The following is a 15,178-nucleotide window of genomic DNA, read 5'->3' as shown; positions in this document are numbered from 1 at the left end:
GCAGGCCGTGACGCGGCCGCCGGCCGGGCCGTAGAGCCACATCAGCTCGCGCTGAACCTGCAGCGCCAGCTCGCGCGTCGGCGCGATGACCAGCGCCAGCGGGGCACCGGCCGGCGCCAGCATCTCGGCACCGTCGAGCAGCAGGCCGGCCATGGCGAGGCCGTAGGCCACGGTCTTGCCAGAACCGGTCTGCGCCGAGACCAAAAGGTCTCTGCCGTCGGCGGCCGCTTCGAGGACGGCGCTCTGCACCGGTGTGGGTTCGGCGTAGTCATGGTCGGCGAGCGCCCGCGCGAACGGGGCGGGAAGGGTCGGAAACGGCACGGTGCGGGGCTTTCACGACCGTCCGTCCCGTCGGAACCGGCGCAGGGCGCAGTTCTCTGTCAGGCTCACCGGTCTCGACTCGGGTTGCGAAGCCCTATCCTCTAGCGCCTTCGCGGCGGTTCCGCCACGTCCCGGCCCGCATGGGGCGGTTGCGTGTGCGCAAGCCTTCCCGATCGCCTAAAGGTCTTTCGGGTGCGTGGGGCATCCGGGCGGATCGGACGGTAGATGGGCATGGCGCGGTTGGCGGTGGCGTGGGCGACGGTCGGCGCCTTCGCATGGTTCGGCAAGGACTGGCTCGGCGACCTCGACCGCCCGCTCTGGGCCCTGGCCCTGTTCGCCTGGCTGCTCGTCGCGATCTTCTGGTGCGCCTTCGGCGTGGTGCACGAGGCGGAAGAGCTCGCCGACCTGCTCGGCGAGCCGCTCGGCACTCTGGTGCTCACGCTCTCCATCGTCGTGATCGAGGTGGCCCTGGTCTCCGCGGTGATGCTCGGTGCCAAGGATGCGCCGACGCTCGGGCGCGACACGATGTTCGCGGTGCTGATGATCGTGCTGAACGGCGTCGTCGGGCTCGGCCTGCTGGTCGGCGGGCTCAGGCATCACCAGCAAAGCTACAACCTGCAAGGGGCGTCGGCCTTCCTGTCGGTGATCATCCCGCTCTCGACCCTCGCGCTGATCATCCCGAACTTCACCACCTCCACGCGCGATGGGACCCTGACCACGCTCCAGGCGGTGACCTTCTCGGGCTTCACCCTCGCGCTCTACGCGGTGTTCCTGCTGATCCAGACCGGGCGGCACAGCGATTTCTTCCAGGAGGAGGGCCACGCGGCGCGGGGCCGAGCCGCCGGAGCGGAACGCGAGGGGCCCGAGGGCGAAACGGCATCCGCCGGGAGCATCGTCCGGCACACGATCCTGCTGATCGCCAACATCCTGCCGATCGTGCTCCTGTCGAAGAGCCTCGCGACCATCCTCGACCACGGCATCGCCGCCCTCGGCGCCCCGTCCGCCCTATCGGGCGTGCTGATCGCGGCGATCGTGTTCACGCCCGAGGCGATCTCGGCATTGAAGGCGATCGCCCGCAACGAGTTGCAGCGCGCGATCAATCTCTGCCTCGGCGCCGCGACCTCGACCATCGGCCTGACCGTGCCGGCCGTGCTCGCGGTCGGCCTGATCACCGGGCAGACCGTGGTCCTCGGGCTCAAGCCGACCGAGATGACCCTGCTCGCCGTGACCCTGATCCTGAGCACGCTGACCTTCTCTGGCTTGCGCACCACGGTGCTCGAGGGCGCGGTGCACCTGATCGTGTTCTTCGTTTATCTGGTCCTGATCTTCAGTCCCTGAACCTCCCGCCCCGACCATGTCGTCGCGCGGGGCGATGGGATCGTGCCGACGGATCGCAGCCGGGGCGTCCGGCGTCCCGGCTTCGTCGATCGACCGATGAAGGCAGGATTGCCGTTCCTCCAAGCCGCTTTCCCGGGGCGGCAACGGACGATATCCGTCGGCCGACGGCCTCAGTATGACCCGAATCGGATGTCGGATTGCACGTCGGGGCGAGTGGTTTTCAACGGCGGAGCGGAGTGATGGCGCGTGCGGGCGTAGCGGACACGGTGAAGACCTGGGCGAACGCGGCCCGAGGCCTCGCGCTCGGACGGAACGAGAAACCCGCGATCCTTCCCGTCTCGCGGCCGGGAGCGCCCAACGTCGTCGATGCCGACATCCCGGTCGACATCGGCTGCATCAAGGTGTTCCGTTCGGAGAATTTTCCCGAATCCGGGCCGACCCCGTGGCTTGACCAGCCCGATGCCGCCGAGACGATCGAGCGGCGGCTGGCGCGCGGGGAGCTGACCCCGAAGCAGGCCGAGATGTGCCGCTTCTGGGTCGAGAACGGGTATTACGTCGCCCGCGGCGCGGTCGATCCCGACACGATCGACGCGGCCTGGGCCGCCTACGAGGCCGCGATCGCGCGAGGCGACATCACGCTCGCGCCGGAGAAGGCGACCGACGACGACCCCCATCCCGGCCGCTACCTCAACCCGCACCTGAAGGTCGAGGAACTCGATCACCTGCTCGAGCATCCGGTGCTGTTCAACTTCAGCAGCATGGTGCTCGGACGGCGGGCGATCCCGTTCCAGACCATCGCCTCGCACAAGGGCAGCCAGCAATCCGAGCACTCGGATTCGATCCACATGACGACCTACCCGCTCGGCTACCTCGCCGCCTGCTGGGTCGCGATGGAGGACATCCACGCGGATTCGGGTCCGCTGGTCTATTATCCCGGCAGCCACCGGCTGCCTTACGTGTTCAGCCACGATGTCGGCATCTCGACGGAGGATTTCCGCGAGAAGGGCTACGCGGCCTACGCCGAGCGCTACGAGCCGGCGATCAAGCACACGATCGCCGAGCACGGCATCGCGCCGCAGCGCTTCCTCGCGAAGAAGGGCGACGTGCTGTTCTGGCACGCCAACCTCCTGCACGGCGGCTCGCCGCGCAACGACGTGAGCCGGTCGCGCAAGGCGCTGGTGCACCACTACTTCGCCGAGGGCTGCGTGTGCTACCACGACCTCTCGGCGACGACCTCGGCGGTGCACGGCCCGGTGGAAAGCCTGCCGACCTGCGGCGCATTGAGCCCCGACATCAAACGGCGCAGCCAGATCGTCCGCTCCTGAATCCCGGAGCATCGCGAGGTCGCATCCGTCTCGCGCGCACCGGCCGCCACTGCGCAAAAGACCCTAGCCGCCGAACCGCTCCGTGCGGATCAGGCCCGGCGCAACGCCCGCCTCGACAAGCAGCGTCGCGGCCGTGCGGACGAACGGCGTGGCGCCGCAGACGAAGACCCGGGCCGGCTGGCCAAGCCTGTCGAGGGCTTCGGCGACCATCGCCGCGTCGATCCGGCGTCCGCCTTCACGCGTCGCGGTGAATGTCAGCGACAGGCCCGGCTCGGCGCCGGCACGCGCCTCGATCTCGGCGAGCGCGACGGCGTCGCTCCGCGTCCGGGCCGAATAGAGCAGCAGCGCCGGGATCTCGGGCGCGGCGACCGCGCGGTGGCGCAGCATGGCGAGCAGCGGCACCACGCCGGAGCCGCCGCCGACGAGCAGCAGCGGTCCGCCATCGGCCGGCCCCCAGGAAAACGAGCCGCCGATCGGCCCGCGCAGCTCGATTGCGTCGCCGACCTCGGCGATCTCGTGGAAGAAGCTCGAGACCTCGCCGCCCTCCAGCCCCTCGATCATCAGCTCGATCGTCCCCGAGCCGTCCGGCGCCGAGGCGATCGAGTAGCTGCGCTGCGCCCGGTAGCCATCCTCGGCGGTGAGGCGCACGTCGACGTGCTGGCCCGGCCGGTAGGCGTCGGCGATCTTGGTGCGCAGGCGAAAGCTCTTCACCCGCGCGGTGACCGGCGCGATCGCCGTGATCACGCCCTCGCGCCAGCGGAGATCGGGGGCCTCAGTCACCGGTGTAGCGCTGCTCGCGCCACGGGTCGCCGTACATGTGGTAGCCGCGCATCTCCCAGAAACCGGCCTCGTCCTTCTTGGTGAAGCGCAGGCCCTTCACCCACTTCGCGCTCTTCCACAGGTAGAGGTGCGGCACGAGCAGGCGGGCCGGGCCGCCATGGTCCGGCTCGATCGGCGCCCCGTCGTAATGCGTCGCGATCATCGCGCGCCCGCCGACGAGGTCGGCGACGGGGACGTTGGTCGAATAGTCGTCGTAGCCCTCGGCGAGCAGGAAATCGGTCGGGGCCGCGATCCCGGCATCGGCGAGGAGGTCGTCGAAGCTCACGCCCTCCCAGCCGGTATCGAACTTCGACCACTTGGTGACGCAGTGGATGTCGCCCTGCCACGTGGTGCGGGGCAACGCCTGGAACGCGTCCCAGTCCCAGGATTTCAACGGCTTTGCGCCGTCCCGCAGCGTGAAGCGCCAGGTGGCGAGATCGATCACCGGGTTCGGCCCGATCTGGAGGATCGGGAAATCCTCGACGCGATGCTGCCCGGGAGGCAGCCGCTTCTGCGTCTCTTCCGGACTGCGCCGGCCGACGAAGCCTCGTGTCGCCATTCGTTTCGCTCCGATGCTGCTTGCGCCGGTTGCAGCCGGAATGGCCGGCGCCGTCAAGCACCGGCTTCAGCGAACGCGACGGCGGCGCTACGCTCGCCCCGCGGCACGCAATCGACAGGGCGACGACGATGGACCCGGCCTTCAAGGATCATTTCTCGTCCCATGCGGCCGGCTACGCCGCGCACAGGCCGACCTATCCGCCGGCGCTCGCCGCGTTCCTCGCCGAATGCGCGCCCGGTCGAGACCGCGCGCTCGATTGCGCCTGCGGCACCGGCCAGCTCTCGACGCGGCTCGCTGAGCATTTCGAGGCCGTCGTTGCCACCGATGCCAGCGCCGCGCAGATCGCGAACGCGACGCCGCATCCCCGCGTCGCGTACCGGATCGGGGCGGCCGAGCGGAGCGGCCTGCCGTCGGCGAGCGTCGATCTGATCACCGTGGCGCAGGCCGCCCATTGGCTCGACCTCGACGCCTTCTACGCGGAGGTCCGCCGCGTCGCCCGCCCGGGCGCCGTGCTGGCGCTCGTCAGCTACGGCATCCTCCACGTCGAGGGCGCACCCGACGCGGTGGTGCAGAATTTCTACCGCAACGTCGCCGGACCGTACTGGCCGCCGGAGCGCAGGCACGTCGAAGAGGGATACCGCTCGCTGCCGTTCCCCTTCGCGGAGTTCGTCGCGCCGGACCTCGCGATCACCGTCGCGTGGCGTCTTCCCGACCTTGTGGGCTACGTCGAGACATGGTCGGCGCTGCGGGGGCTCGAGACGGCGGTCGGCCGGGCGCCGGTCGACGCGTTCCAGGATGCGCTCGCCGCGTCGTGGGGGCCGGCCGAGCACCGCCGCACCGTACGCTGGCCGCTGGCGTTGCGTCTCGCGCGGCTGTGAGCGACAGCGTCGATCGGACGTCGAAGATTTGCCTCAAAGCACGCTGATCTGTGTTGCGATCCGCGGCCCAACACGAACGTGATCGTGCGATGGGCTTCGAAGCCTTCGGCGTTCGCATTTCGTTTACGAACTGGCCGGACATTGCGACCACGACAGATCCCGAGGGGACGAACCATGATCCGAATTCTTTCCGTTGCTCTCCTCGCCGGGAGCCTCGTCGCCGCAGCACCCGCGGCTGAAGCCCGTGACGGCATCGGCGCCGGCGGCGCAGCCGCGCTCGGCGTGCTCGGCGGCCTCGCCGTCGGCGGCGCGATCGCCTCCTCGCAGAACGGCTACTATCCTGGCCAGCCGGTCTACCGCGCCCCGCGCCCGGTCTACGTCGAGGAAGATTACGGCCCGGTCTGCCACTTCGAGCGCCGCCGGACGATCGACGCCTACGGCGACGTGTTCATCCGCCGCGTCCGCGTCTGCGAATAAGCGATCGATCCGCGGCCGGTGGCAGCACCGGCCGCGCTCAAGGTCTCGGCCGGTCCCGCGGCGCGGCGGGCTCGACGATGGCCGGGCCTGGGCCGCGCCCGAGCCGTTCCGCGCAGAAGATGCCGCCGAGCACCAGGGCCAGCGCGACGGCCTCATTGGTGCCGAAGGGCTCGCCGACCACGAGCACGGCGAGCCCGGCGCCGAAGATCGGCACGAGATTGACGAACAGGCCGGCCCGGTTCGGCCCGATCAGCTCGACACCGCGCATGAAGAACAGCTGCGCGGCCAGCGACGGCCCGAGCGCGACGAACACCACGATCGCCCAGCCCTCGATCCCCGGCCAGATCACCCGGCCGGACGCCGCCTCGATCGCCAGAAGCGGCAGGGAGGTGACGAAGGCCATCAGCGCCATCGCCGCGAAGAAGCTCAGCCCGGAAATGGCCGGGCGGTGCGGCAGGGCGATGGTGTAGCCGGCATAGAACAGGCAGGCGATGAAGATCAGCACGTCGCCGCGATTGAAGCCGAGGGTGGCGAGCACGTGCCAGTCGCCGTGCGTCGCGGCCACCGCCGCGCCGAGGAGGGTCACGAGCACGCCGATCGCTTGGCCGGACGTGACCCGGGTCCGATAGAGACCGTAGTTCATCAGAATCACCAGAACGGGGATCGAGCCCTGGAAGAGGGCGAGGTTGATCGCGCTGGTGTAGGCCCCGGCGGCGTAGAACAGGCTGTTGAACGCCGTGTAGCCAAGGCCGCCCATCAGCAGGACGAGCCGCCAATGGCCACGCATGCCCGGCCAATCGGCCGCGATGCGGCGCCGGGCGAACAGCCACAGCACAACGCAGACCACGGCCCAGCGCAGCGACGTGATCGCTTGCGGCGAGACGTGGCCCGGCGCCCACTTCCCCGCCACCGCGTTGCCCGCCCAGAGCAGGGCGGTCAACGTCAGGAGGGGATAGGCCGCGACGGTCCGGGGAGGCGTGGGAATCGCCGGCCGCTCAGCGGCGGCGGAACTGGCCGCCGCGCACCGGCGGACGCGGGCCGGCCGAGCGCTCGTCCTTGTGACGGAACACGAGGCGGCCCTTCTCGAGGTCGTAGGGCGACATCTCGACGGTGACGCGGTCGCCGGCCAGCGTCTTGATGCGGTTCTTCTTCATCTTGCCGGCGGTGTAGGCGACGATCTCGTGGCCCTGGTCGAGCTGCACCCGGTAGCGCGCATCCGGCAGGATCTCGAGAACGAGACCGTCGAACTGCATCAATTCTTCTTTCGCCATTCACCCTCTCCAGTCGGACCGTCTGGAAGCAGGCGTTCCGGCGCACGATCTTTCGTCACGGCAATTCGATGAACGCGGCGGCGGCGGGTCCGTATCCGGAGGCGCCAAGCCATCGAGCGTCGGGCACGATGTAGGGGCCTCCTGCCACGCAAGCAAGCTTCGCCGCCTCGCGACCACGGCGGCGTCGACACAAAAAGCGCCGTTCCCGGACGATTCCTGTGCGAAACGGTTGATCCTACGGCGCCGTCTCGTTGCCCGCGTAATCGAGCCGGCCGTCCGGCGCACGCTTCCAGACCTTGAGGGCTACGGCACCCGAGCTGGGGTCGCCCTGCGCATCGAAGGCGATTTCGCCCTGGATCGTGCGGAAGGGCGCCCCCCGGAGTGCTGCGGCGACCGTGCGCCCGTCCCGAGACTTCGCCCGGTCGACCGCCTGCGCCAGCACCTCGACCGCCGCATAGGTCGGCCCGGCGAGCGCATCGGCTTCCGCGGTGCGGGGCGGGCGGCCCTTGACCTCGGGAAGCCGCGCCGGCTCGGCCGGGACGGTCATCACCGTCCCCTCGCCGGCGGACGACGCGAGCGTCGCGAAGTCCCGGTCGAGGATGCCGTCGCTCGCCACCAGCCGGGCGGTCGATCCGGCGTCGCGCATCGCGTGCGCGAGCGTCGACGCCTCCGGCGCCAGCCCGCCGAAGTAGACCGCATCGACGCGGGCGGCCTTCAGCGTCGCGGCGAGGTCCGCAGCGTCCCGGCTGCCGCGCGGCAGGCTTTCGAACGCGACCTCGGGCCTGCCGGCGGCCTTGAGCGTCGCGGAGACCGCGTCCGCAAGGCCGCGGCCGAAGGTGGTTCGGTCGTGGACGATGGCGACGCGGCGCCCCGCTTCGTGCGCGAGCAGGTAGCGGCCGGCGGCCTCGCCCTGCTGCGCGTCGCCGGCGACGATGCGGAACAGGGTCGCGTGGCCCCGGCGCGTCAGCGCGGCCCAGGACGCCCCCGGCGTGACCACGACGATGCCGGCATCGTCGTAGATCGCGGCGGTGGCGGCCGCGACCGAGGATTCAAGCGGCCCGACCACGAGGCGGATGCCGTCCGCGGCGAAGCGCCTGGCGACCGCGACGCCCTGCTTCGCGTCGCCGGCATCGTCCGCGACCACCAGCGCGAGCTTGCGGCCGGACGCGCCGGCCGCGCGGTTGAGGTCGGCGACGGCCTGCTCGGCGCCGAGCCGCATGCCCTGGCCGAAGGCGGCGTCCGGCCCGGTGAGCGGCGCTGACAGCCCGATCTTGGTGACCGTCTGAGCCGCGGCCGGCGCAGCGAGCAGAAGTGCCGTGACGATCCCGATCAGTGCGCGCATCGAAACCCATACCGCAGCGGCCGGAGCGGCGGCCGCGATGACCTCGGGACAGCTTAGCCGCCGCGCCGCGCCGGCGAAAGCGAAGCGGCGCCGGTCCGACGGTCGATCAGCACGCCGTGTTTCCGGGCATGACGACCAGGCTTTCAGAGCGCGCCGTCGCGGATCGCGCCCGGATCGGCGAGGCTGTGCAAGACCCGCGCGGCGCTGTGGGCGAAGCGCAGCGTCACGGCCTTGCGGCGCGGGCCGGAGAGCGGGTGCTCGGGCGCCTCGCGGATCACCAGCCCGCCGAAGGCGTCGGCGACGATCAGGCCGCATTCGTCCGGGATCAGCGATTCCGGCACCGTGTCCGGGATCGCGAAGAAGAAGCGGTCGCAGAAGTCGCGGTAGTCGGGCCATTTCCGGTCGGCGCGGAAGTCCGCCACGCTCGACTTGATCTCCACGATGGTCAGGTGCCCGGCGCCGCACAGGGCGATCACGTCGGCGCGCCGCCCGTTGACCAGCGAGAACTCGGGCAGGGTGGCGCAGCCCATCTCGGAGAACAGGCGGCGCACCCCGCGCTGGATCCTCAGCGCCGTCGGCGACTGGCGCCGGTCGGGCGGCAGGATCAGGTCCGGCGCGGCGTCGACCGTGCGGGCTTCGGCCGGAAGAGCATGGGCGAGGGCTGACGACATCGTCTCTCGTGTGGCGGCCTGTGCCGAATCGGGACGGCGCATCTTGCCAAGCCCGGACAGCGCTTGTCACCTGCGGCCGGAGATCACGCGAGCGATCCTGCCAGCGCCGCGCGGATCGCGGCGAACCCGTCCGTGAGCGCGGCCGGGCCGGGCTGCAGGATCAACGGCGACTTGATCTCGTGGATGCGGCCGTCCCGCACCGCCGGGATCGCCGCCCATCCCGAGCGGGATGCGATGCGCGCGACGTTGACCTTCTTCCCGCACCACGAGGCCAGGATGACGTCGGGCGCCGCCGCGATCACGGCCTCGGGCGCGACGATCCGGTCGACGGCGGCGGCCATCCGGGCGCGGTCGGGAAACACGTCGTCGCCGCCGGCGTGGCCGATCAGCTCCGAGACCCAGCCGATGCCGGAGATCATCGGCTCGTCCCATTCCTCGAAATAGACGCGGGGCCGCCGACGGCCCGCGACCTCGGCGGCCGCCCGTGCCAACGCGTCGGCATAACCCTGCGCCAGGGCGTCGGCCCGGTCCGGCACGCCGACGAGGGCGCCGAGCGTGCGGATCATCGCGAGGCAGCCGGCGACGTCGCGCTGGTTGAACAGGTGCACGGCGATCCCGGCCCGGGCGAGGTCGGCAGCGATGTTCGCCTGGAGATCGGAGAAGGCGAGGACGAGATCCGGCTCGAGCGCGAGGATCTTCGGCAGGTCCGCGCTGGTGAAGGCCGACACGCGCGGCTTCTCGCGCCGGACCCGCGGCGGACGCACGGCATAGCCCGACACCCCGACGATGCGGCGCTCCTGGCCGAGCAGGTACAGCGTCTCGACGGTCTCCTCGGTGAGGCAGACGATGCGCTCGGGCGGAAACCGTCGCATCAGCCCTGGAACCACGCCAGCAGCCCGGCACCCGGTGCCAGAAGCACGAAGGCCCAGACGAGGGCCGAGAGGACGTTGGCCACCTGGAACGGCAGCCGGGCGACCCCGAACATGCCGGCGATCAGCGGCACCACCGCGCAGGCGGGCCCGAAGAACCGCCCGAGCGCCACCGCCGCCGCGCCCCAGCGCTTCAGGAAGACCTCGCCCTTGGCGACCATCTCGGGGTAGCGCCGCATCGGCCACAGGCGCTTGGCGCCCTCGCCGTAGGACCGGCCGAACTCGTAGGAGAGCCAATCGCCGAGGGCCGCGCCGACGGCCGCCGCGGTCACCACCGGCCAGAACGCGATGTCGGTCGCCCCGATCATCGCGCCGATGCCGATCAGGATCACGGTGGCCGGCACCAGCATCGACAGGAAGGCGATGGATTCGCAGAAGGCCAACGCGCCGACGATCAGCGGCGTCCACGCTCGGTGCGCCTCGACGAAGGCGAGGGCGGAGACGCGCAGCGATTCGAAATCCATGGTCCGCCTTGTCGAGGATGGGGGGTGCCGGGTGCGCGGGATGCCGAAAGCCGGTAACACGCCGCGGAGGCCACGCGTGCCGGGGTGATCGCGATGAACATCCTTTCGATCCAGTCCCACGTCGCCTACGGCCATGTCGGCAACGCCTCCGCGGTGTTTCCGATGCAGCGGCTCGGGGTCGAGGTCTGGCCGATCCACACGGTGCAGTTCTCCAACCACACCGGCTACGGGGCCTGGCGCGGACGCGTCTTCGACGGGCCGGCGGTCGAGGATCTGGTGGCCGGCATCCGCGAGCGCGGGGTGCTCGGCACCTGCGACGGCGTCCTGTCCGGGTACATGGGCTCGGCCGACATCGGCACCGCGATCCTCGGCGCGGTCGATGCGGTGCGGGCCGAGAACGCCCGGGCGCTCTACGCCTGCGACCCGGTGATCGGCGACACCGGCCGCGGCGTCTACGTCCGCCCCGGCATCGCCGAGTTCATGGCTGAGCGCGCGGTGCCCGCCGCCGACATCGTGACGCCGAACCAGTTCGAGCTCGACCTGCTCACCGGCCTGCCGACCGGCACGTTGGCGCAGGCCAAGCGCGCGGTCGCCGCCCTGCAGGAACGCGGACCGCGGGTGGTGCTCGTCACCTCGCTCGTCACCGACGCGACCCCGCCCGACGCCATCGACCTGCTGGCCGGGGAGGGCGGCACGTTCTGGCGGGTGCGCACGCCCCGCCTCGACCTGTCGGTGAACGGAGCAGGCGATTGCATCGCCGCGCTGTTCCTCGTCCACTACGCCCGCACCGGCTCGGCGGCGCTGGCGCTCGGCATGGCGGCGGCCTCGGTCTACGGCGTCCTGCGGCGCACGCTGGCGGAGGGCTCGCGCGAGATCCTCACCGTGGCGGCGCAGGACGAGTTCGTGGCGCCGACCGAGACGTTTCCGGTGGAGACGGTCTGAGAGCGAGAGAAGGAACCTCTGGATGCCGCGCCGCTTCGTCACCCTGGACGTGTTCACGACGCAGGCCCTTTCCGGCAACCCGCTCGCCGTGGTGCTCGAGGCCGACGGGCTCGACGACGGGGCGATGCAAGCGATCGCCCGGGAGTTCAACCTGTCGGAGACGGTGTTCGTGATGCCGCCGGACGAGCTACGGCACCGGGCGAGGCTCCGCATCTTCACGCCGACCCGCGAGCTGCCCTTCGCCGGGCATCCGACCATTGGCACCGCAATCCTGCTGGTACTGCGCGAGGCGCGGCCCGAGGGGGCCGACGCCGTCGCGTTCGGCCTCGAGGAGGCGGTCGGCACGATCCCCTGCGTGGTCGAAACAGGCGACGGAGGGGACCGGGCCCGCTTCAGGGTCCCGATCCTGCCGGACTACCTCGGCGAGGCTGCCGACGCCGCCGCTCTCGCGGCCGCGTTCGGGCTGGCGCCCGATGATATCGGCTTCGGGCGGCACCGGCCGAGCCGGCACGGCGTCGGCCCGAGCTTCACCTTCGTTCCGGTCGCCTCGCCGGACCGTCTCGACGCGGCGCGACCGGGCACGCTGGCCGACACCTCGGACGGCTTCCTGCTCTACGCGCCGGACACGGCGGAGATCGGTCTCGCCTTCCAGGCCCGGATGTTCGCCCCCGCCCTCGGCGTGGCCGAGGACCCGGCGACGGGCTCCGCGGCCGCCGCCTTCGCCGGCGTGCTGATGCAGTTCGAGCCGCTCGGCGACGGCACGCACGACGTCGCGATCACGCAAGGCGTCGCGATGGGCCGCCCGAGCGCGATCGCGCTGCAGGTCGTGGTCCAGGCCGGCGGCCTGCGCTCGGTCGAGATCGGCGGGGCGGCGGTGATCGTGTCGGAAGGCGTCCTCCATGTCTGATGCGGCGACGCCGGACTCACGGCCGTACGGTTTCGAGGTCGTCCGCCTCGCGCGCCTCGAAGCCCGGCTGGTGACCTACGATTGGGCCTGGGCGCGCGACAACGCCGAGCGCATCGAGCAGAACTGGATGCGGCGGCGGGCAGCGCAGCCCGCCCTGTTCGACGGGCCGGTGCTGGTGGCCTGCGGCTGCGCGATCGACGGCGACAGCTGCCGCCTGGACCTGTTCGAGACGCCGTATTCGCGCTTCCTGACCTATCGCGACGGCGGATCGCCGGACGGGCACGTCGCCAACGCCTTCGCGGCGATCGTGCCGTGGAGCGCCGACGGCGCGGTCCTGCTCGGGCGGATGGGCGTGCATACGGCCAATGCCGGGCAGATCTACTTTCCCTGCGGCACGCCGGACCTCGACGACGTGCGCGGCGAGGCGGTCGACTTCTCGGGGAGCGCCGCGCGCGAGCTTCTGGAGGAGACCGGCCTCCGGGTGCCCGACGGGGCGACCGAGGACTGGGTCTGCCTGCGCGGCGAGGGCCAGCTCGCCTTCCTGCGGCCCGTCCGCTTCGCCGAGGACGCCGCCGCCCTGATCGAACGCATGGAGATCCACGCGCTGGGCGAGGACGAGCCCGAGCTCGCCGGGATCGTGGCGGTGCGCGAGGCCGCCGACATCGAGGCGGCGATGCCCGGCTTCGTGCGCGCCTACCTCGCCAGCGCCTTCGAGGCCGAGACCGGCGCCGCCGAGGTGACGCCCTGATCCGTCCGTGACCCGGATGCGTCGACAACCGGCGGTGCATCGGGCAGGCTTTCTTAGCCGTTTCGTCGCCATCCCGGAGTTCCGCATGACCCTGAAATCCAAGACCGCGATCGTCACCGGCTCGACCAGCGGGATCGGGCTGTGCATCGCACGAGCCCTGGCGCGGGACGGGGCGAACGTGGTGCTGAACGGCTTCGGGGAGGCCGACGCGATCGAGACGGCGCGCGCCGGGATCGAATCCGAGTTCGGCGTGCGGGCGCATCATTCGGCCGCCGACATGACGAAGCCGACCGAGATCGGCGAGATGGTGCGCGAGGCGGAAGCCCGCTTCGGCTCCGTCGACGTGCTCGTCAACAACGCCGGCATCCAGTTCGTGTCGGCGATCGAGGAGTTCCCGGGCGCGAAGTGGGAGCAGATCATCGCGATCAACCTGTCCTCGGCCTTCTACGCGATGCAGGCGGCGATCCCGGGGATGAAGGCGCGCGGCTGGGGGCGGATCATCAACACCGCCTCGGCCCACTCGCTGGTCGCCTCGCCGTACAAGTCGGCCTACGTCGCGGCCAAGCACGGCATCGCCGGCCTGACCAAGACCGCGGGGCTGGAGCTTGCCACGCACAAGATCACGGTGAACTGCATCTCGCCCGGCTACGTCTGGACGCCGCTCGTCGAGGCGCAGATCCCCGATACGATGAAGGCGCGTGGGCTGACCAAGGAGCAGGTGATCGACGAGGTGCTGCTGAAGGCGCAACCGACGAAGGAGTTCGTCACCGTCGACCAGGTCGCCGCGCTCGCCCTGTTCCTGTGCTCGGACGCTGCCAGCCAGATCACCGGCACCAACATCGCCATGGATGGCGGCTGGACGGCGCAGTAGCCCGCAGGCGAAAGCACCCCGCCGGTCAACCGGCGGGGTGCTTCGATGGCGCAGGATTTTAAAACGCGGGCTGCGTTTAGCGGCGCCCGTGCAGCAGCAGGGCGAGGCCGTAACCGACGGCGCCGGCGAGCACCAGCGCGATCAGCGGATTCTCCTCGACCCGCGAGCTGACCGCCTGGCGGCCGTCGCGCAGGTAGTCGCCGCGGCGGTCGTAGGCGTCCGAGGCGTAGTCCGTGACGTTGTCGGCGACGTCGCGCAGCTTGCTGCGTGCCTGCCCGTAGGCGTCCTCGGCCTGCCCATAGGCCTCCTGGGCGCGGTCGCCGGCCTCGTCGGCGACGTTGCGCACGGTGTCCTTGGCCTGACCGTAGGCCTCCTGCGTCTTGCCGCCGGCCTCGCGAAGGCGGCCTTCCGCCGAGTCGCGGTTGGACCCGACGAAGTCGCCAGCCGCACCCTGCATCTTCCCGCCAAGCTCCTTGGCACCGCCGACGATGCGATCCGTATCGACCATGGTCATCTCCTACCCGTCAGTTCTGCGCGTTTGATGGCGGCGTGACCCACGCCGCCCGTCGATCCGTGCCCGCCCGAGCGGGGTGCCGGCTACTTGCCGAGGATCTTGGTCACGAGGCGCCCGATCGGCGAGGCGGAGCTCGCGTTGCGGTCGTCGCGAACGACCTGGCGATCCTCGTTCCCGAGAAGCTTCGTGACGATGCGTCCGATCAAGCTCATGGTTCTCTCCGCGCGATGGGCGCCGCCGGGCGGCGCAGCTTGACCTCTCAACGGCCGATCGCCGCAGCCCGTTCCGTCGCAACGGAGGCGGTCGCGGCGCGGGCCGGCGTCTTGCTGGAGCTACTGGTGGCTCCGCAGGAACTCCGCCGCCGCATCGAGGGAGCGGCGCGCCTCCGGCAACATGCTGTGCGCGAACTGCCAGACATGGGCGACCACCGGGAACACCGTCAGGGACACGGTGACGCCGGCCGCCCGCGCCTTCTCGGCCATCCGCACCGAATCGTCGCGCAGCACCTCCCGCTCGCCGACGTGGAACAGCAGCGGCGGCAGGCCGGCGAGATCCGCGAAGAGCGGCGAGATCCGCGGGTCGGCGGGATCGGCCCCGCCGAGATACATCGGCCCGAGGTTGATCAGCGCCCGCGGGTCGAACATCGCGTCGCGCCGGGCATTGCTGACGCGCGAGCCGTCCTCGGCGAGGAAGTCGGTGACCGGCGAGAACAGGGCGGCGGCCGTCGGAAGAGGCAGCCCGCGGTCGCGGGCCGCCAGCATCGCGACGAGCGCCAGGTTGCCGCCGGCGGAATCGCCGGCGA

At 71.1% G+C, this 15,178-nt stretch carries 20 protein-coding genes; 8 read left to right on the top strand and 12 right to left on the bottom strand.

The annotated features are described in order from the left end of the window. The coding region (locus FV223_RS07375; protein WP_147726194.1) for a DEAD/DEAH box helicase at nt 1-321 on the bottom strand (321 nt) is incomplete at its 3' end. A 231-nt stretch (nt 322-552) separates the two neighbouring features. Between FV223_RS07375 and FV223_RS07370 the strand changes: the two genes are divergently transcribed. Both FV223_RS07370 and FV223_RS07365 read left to right on the top strand, forming a co-directional pair. Beyond that, the gene (locus tag FV223_RS07370; protein WP_244033554.1) at nt 553-1,659 is read left to right on the top strand and encodes a calcium:proton antiporter; all 1,107 of its coding nucleotides are present in this window, start codon (nt 553-555) and stop codon (nt 1,657-1,659) included. Nucleotides 1,660-1,898: 239 nt separating this feature from the next. Further along, nucleotides 1,899-2,984: a phytanoyl-CoA dioxygenase family protein gene (locus FV223_RS07365; RefSeq protein ID WP_147726192.1), complete on the top strand. Its 1,086-nt coding sequence runs from the start codon at nt 1,899-1,901 to the stop codon at nt 2,982-2,984. Between the two features lie 63 nt (nt 2,985-3,047). On the opposite strand, the gene FV223_RS07360 is transcribed toward FV223_RS07365, so the two are convergent. Together FV223_RS07360 and FV223_RS07355 are read right to left on the bottom strand one after the other, a co-directional pair. Further along, nucleotides 3,048-3,764 carry an FAD-binding oxidoreductase gene (locus FV223_RS07360; RefSeq protein WP_147726191.1) on the bottom strand — a complete coding sequence of 239 codons (717 nt, stop codon included), beginning with the start codon at nt 3,762-3,764 and terminating at the stop codon, nt 3,048-3,050. Then, nucleotides 3,757-4,362: a sulfite oxidase-like oxidoreductase gene (locus tag FV223_RS07355; protein ID WP_147726190.1), complete on the bottom strand. Its 606-nt coding sequence runs from the start codon at nt 4,360-4,362 to the stop codon at nt 3,757-3,759. Before FV223_RS07355 ends, FV223_RS07360 begins: the two co-directional genes overlap by 8 nt. Nucleotides 4,363-4,490: 128 nt before the next feature. Between FV223_RS07355 and FV223_RS07350 the strand changes: the two genes are divergently transcribed. Further along, on the top strand, nt 4,491-5,240 hold the full coding sequence (locus FV223_RS07350) for a class I SAM-dependent methyltransferase (protein WP_147726189.1): 750 nt from the start codon (nt 4,491-4,493) through the stop codon (nt 5,238-5,240). Nucleotides 5,241-5,414: 174 nt separating this feature from the next. Continuing rightward, the gene (locus tag FV223_RS07345) at nt 5,415-5,717 is read left to right on the top strand and encodes a hypothetical protein (RefSeq protein WP_147726188.1); all 303 of its coding nucleotides are present in this window, start codon (nt 5,415-5,417) and stop codon (nt 5,715-5,717) included. Between the two features lie 37 nt (nt 5,718-5,754). On the opposite strand, the gene FV223_RS07340 is transcribed toward FV223_RS07345, so the two are convergent. From FV223_RS07340 to FV223_RS07315, 6 genes are all read right to left on the bottom strand, one after another. After that, on the bottom strand, nt 5,755-6,657 hold the full coding sequence (locus FV223_RS07340; protein WP_244033553.1) for a DMT family transporter: 903 nt from the start codon (nt 6,655-6,657) through the stop codon (nt 5,755-5,757). Nucleotides 6,658-6,712: 55 nt separating this feature from the next. Next, complete coding sequence (infA, locus tag FV223_RS07335; protein ID WP_147025743.1) at nt 6,713-6,988, bottom strand: translation initiation factor IF-1; 276 nt, start codon at nt 6,986-6,988, stop codon at nt 6,713-6,715. A gap of 235 nt (nt 6,989-7,223) precedes the next feature. Next, a complete protein-coding gene (locus FV223_RS07330; protein WP_147726186.1) occupies nt 7,224-8,330 on the bottom strand; it encodes a branched-chain amino acid ABC transporter substrate-binding protein in 1,107 nt (368 codons plus the stop codon). A gap of 143 nt (nt 8,331-8,473) precedes the next feature. Next, complete coding sequence (locus FV223_RS07325; RefSeq protein WP_147726185.1) at nt 8,474-9,001, bottom strand: MmcB family DNA repair protein; 528 nt, start codon at nt 8,999-9,001, stop codon at nt 8,474-8,476. A gap of 83 nt (nt 9,002-9,084) precedes the next feature. Beyond that, nucleotides 9,085-9,873 (bottom strand): cobalamin-binding protein, encoded by a 789-nt coding sequence (locus FV223_RS07320; protein ID WP_147726184.1) that lies wholly within the window; start codon nt 9,871-9,873, stop codon nt 9,085-9,087. Then, complete coding sequence (locus tag FV223_RS07315; protein ID WP_147726183.1) at nt 9,873-10,394, bottom strand: DedA family protein; 522 nt, start codon at nt 10,392-10,394, stop codon at nt 9,873-9,875. The genes FV223_RS07320 and FV223_RS07315 overlap by 1 nt, the downstream gene beginning before the upstream one ends. A gap of 93 nt (nt 10,395-10,487) precedes the next feature. Here FV223_RS07315 and pdxY point away from each other — a divergent pair, with 93 nt between their 5' ends. The 4 genes from pdxY to FV223_RS07295 all read left to right on the top strand — a co-directional run bounded on the left by pdxY (nt 10,488) and on the right by FV223_RS07295 (nt 13,862). Continuing rightward, nucleotides 10,488-11,336 (top strand): pyridoxal kinase PdxY, encoded by an 849-nt coding sequence (gene pdxY, locus FV223_RS07310; RefSeq protein WP_147726182.1) that lies wholly within the window; start codon nt 10,488-10,490, stop codon nt 11,334-11,336. 22 nt (nt 11,337-11,358) lie between these two features. Beyond that, entirely contained in the window at nt 11,359-12,243 is an 885-nt protein-coding gene (locus tag FV223_RS07305; protein ID WP_147726181.1) for a PhzF family phenazine biosynthesis protein, read from the top strand. Beyond that, nucleotides 12,236-12,991 carry an NUDIX hydrolase gene (locus FV223_RS07300; RefSeq protein ID WP_147726180.1) on the top strand — a complete coding sequence of 252 codons (756 nt, stop codon included), beginning with the start codon at nt 12,236-12,238 and terminating at the stop codon, nt 12,989-12,991. Before FV223_RS07305 ends, FV223_RS07300 begins: the two co-directional genes overlap by 8 nt. A gap of 85 nt (nt 12,992-13,076) precedes the next feature. Then, nucleotides 13,077-13,862 carry a 3-hydroxybutyrate dehydrogenase gene (locus tag FV223_RS07295; protein ID WP_147726179.1) on the top strand — a complete coding sequence of 262 codons (786 nt, stop codon included), beginning with the start codon at nt 13,077-13,079 and terminating at the stop codon, nt 13,860-13,862. Between the two features lie 76 nt (nt 13,863-13,938). On the opposite strand, the gene FV223_RS07290 is transcribed toward FV223_RS07295, so the two are convergent. The 3 genes from FV223_RS07290 to FV223_RS07280 form a co-directional block, all read right to left on the bottom strand. Further along, nucleotides 13,939-14,370: a CsbD family protein gene (locus tag FV223_RS07290; protein ID WP_147726178.1), complete on the bottom strand. Its 432-nt coding sequence runs from the start codon at nt 14,368-14,370 to the stop codon at nt 13,939-13,941. Between the two features lie 89 nt (nt 14,371-14,459). Then, nucleotides 14,460-14,588, bottom strand: coding sequence for a TFIIS helical bundle-like domain containing protein (locus tag FV223_RS07285; protein WP_147726177.1), 129 nt, complete (start codon nt 14,586-14,588; stop codon nt 14,460-14,462). Nucleotides 14,589-14,708: 120 nt separating this feature from the next. Continuing rightward, on the bottom strand, nt 14,709-15,178 hold a 470-nt coding region (locus tag FV223_RS07280; RefSeq protein WP_147726176.1), incomplete at its 5' end, for an alpha/beta hydrolase fold domain-containing protein.

The sequence above is a fragment of the Methylobacterium sp. WL116 genome (assembly GCF_008039455.1).
Taxonomy (GTDB): Bacteria; Pseudomonadota; Alphaproteobacteria; order Rhizobiales; family Beijerinckiaceae; genus Methylobacterium.
This window is presented reverse-complemented; position numbering and strand designations above follow the sequence as displayed.

Coding starts and splice junctions, on each gene's coding strand:
- FV223_RS07315 (WP_147726183.1), bottom strand. CDS start 10,394: ATGGATTTCGAATCGCTGCGCGTCTCCGCCCTCGCCTTCGTCGAGGCG.
- infA (WP_147025743.1), bottom strand. CDS start 6,988: ATGGCGAAAGAAGAATTGATGCAGTTCGACGGTCTCGTTCTCGAGATC.
- FV223_RS07345 (WP_147726188.1), top strand. CDS start 5,415: ATGATCCGAATTCTTTCCGTTGCTCTCCTCGCCGGGAGCCTCGTCGCC.
- pdxY (WP_147726182.1), top strand. CDS start 10,488: ATGAACATCCTTTCGATCCAGTCCCACGTCGCCTACGGCCATGTCGGC.
- FV223_RS07295 (WP_147726179.1), top strand. CDS start 13,077: ATGACCCTGAAATCCAAGACCGCGATCGTCACCGGCTCGACCAGCGGG.
- FV223_RS07365 (WP_147726192.1), top strand. CDS start 1,899: ATGGCGCGTGCGGGCGTAGCGGACACGGTGAAGACCTGGGCGAACGCG.
- FV223_RS07350 (WP_147726189.1), top strand. CDS start 4,491: ATGGACCCGGCCTTCAAGGATCATTTCTCGTCCCATGCGGCCGGCTAC.
- FV223_RS07370 (WP_244033554.1), top strand. CDS start 553: ATGGCGCGGTTGGCGGTGGCGTGGGCGACGGTCGGCGCCTTCGCATGG.
- FV223_RS07320 (WP_147726184.1), bottom strand. CDS start 9,873: ATGCGACGGTTTCCGCCCGAGCGCATCGTCTGCCTCACCGAGGAGACC.
- FV223_RS07300 (WP_147726180.1), top strand. CDS start 12,236: ATGTCTGATGCGGCGACGCCGGACTCACGGCCGTACGGTTTCGAGGTC.
- FV223_RS07285 (WP_147726177.1), bottom strand. CDS start 14,588: ATGAGCTTGATCGGACGCATCGTCACGAAGCTTCTCGGGAACGAGGAT.
- FV223_RS07330 (WP_147726186.1), bottom strand. CDS start 8,330: ATGCGCGCACTGATCGGGATCGTCACGGCACTTCTGCTCGCTGCGCCG.
- FV223_RS07325 (WP_147726185.1), bottom strand. CDS start 9,001: ATGTCGTCAGCCCTCGCCCATGCTCTTCCGGCCGAAGCCCGCACGGTC.
- FV223_RS07355 (WP_147726190.1), bottom strand. CDS start 4,362: ATGGCGACACGAGGCTTCGTCGGCCGGCGCAGTCCGGAAGAGACGCAG.
- FV223_RS07290 (WP_147726178.1), bottom strand. CDS start 14,370: ATGGTCGATACGGATCGCATCGTCGGCGGTGCCAAGGAGCTTGGCGGG.
- FV223_RS07305 (WP_147726181.1), top strand. CDS start 11,359: ATGCCGCGCCGCTTCGTCACCCTGGACGTGTTCACGACGCAGGCCCTT.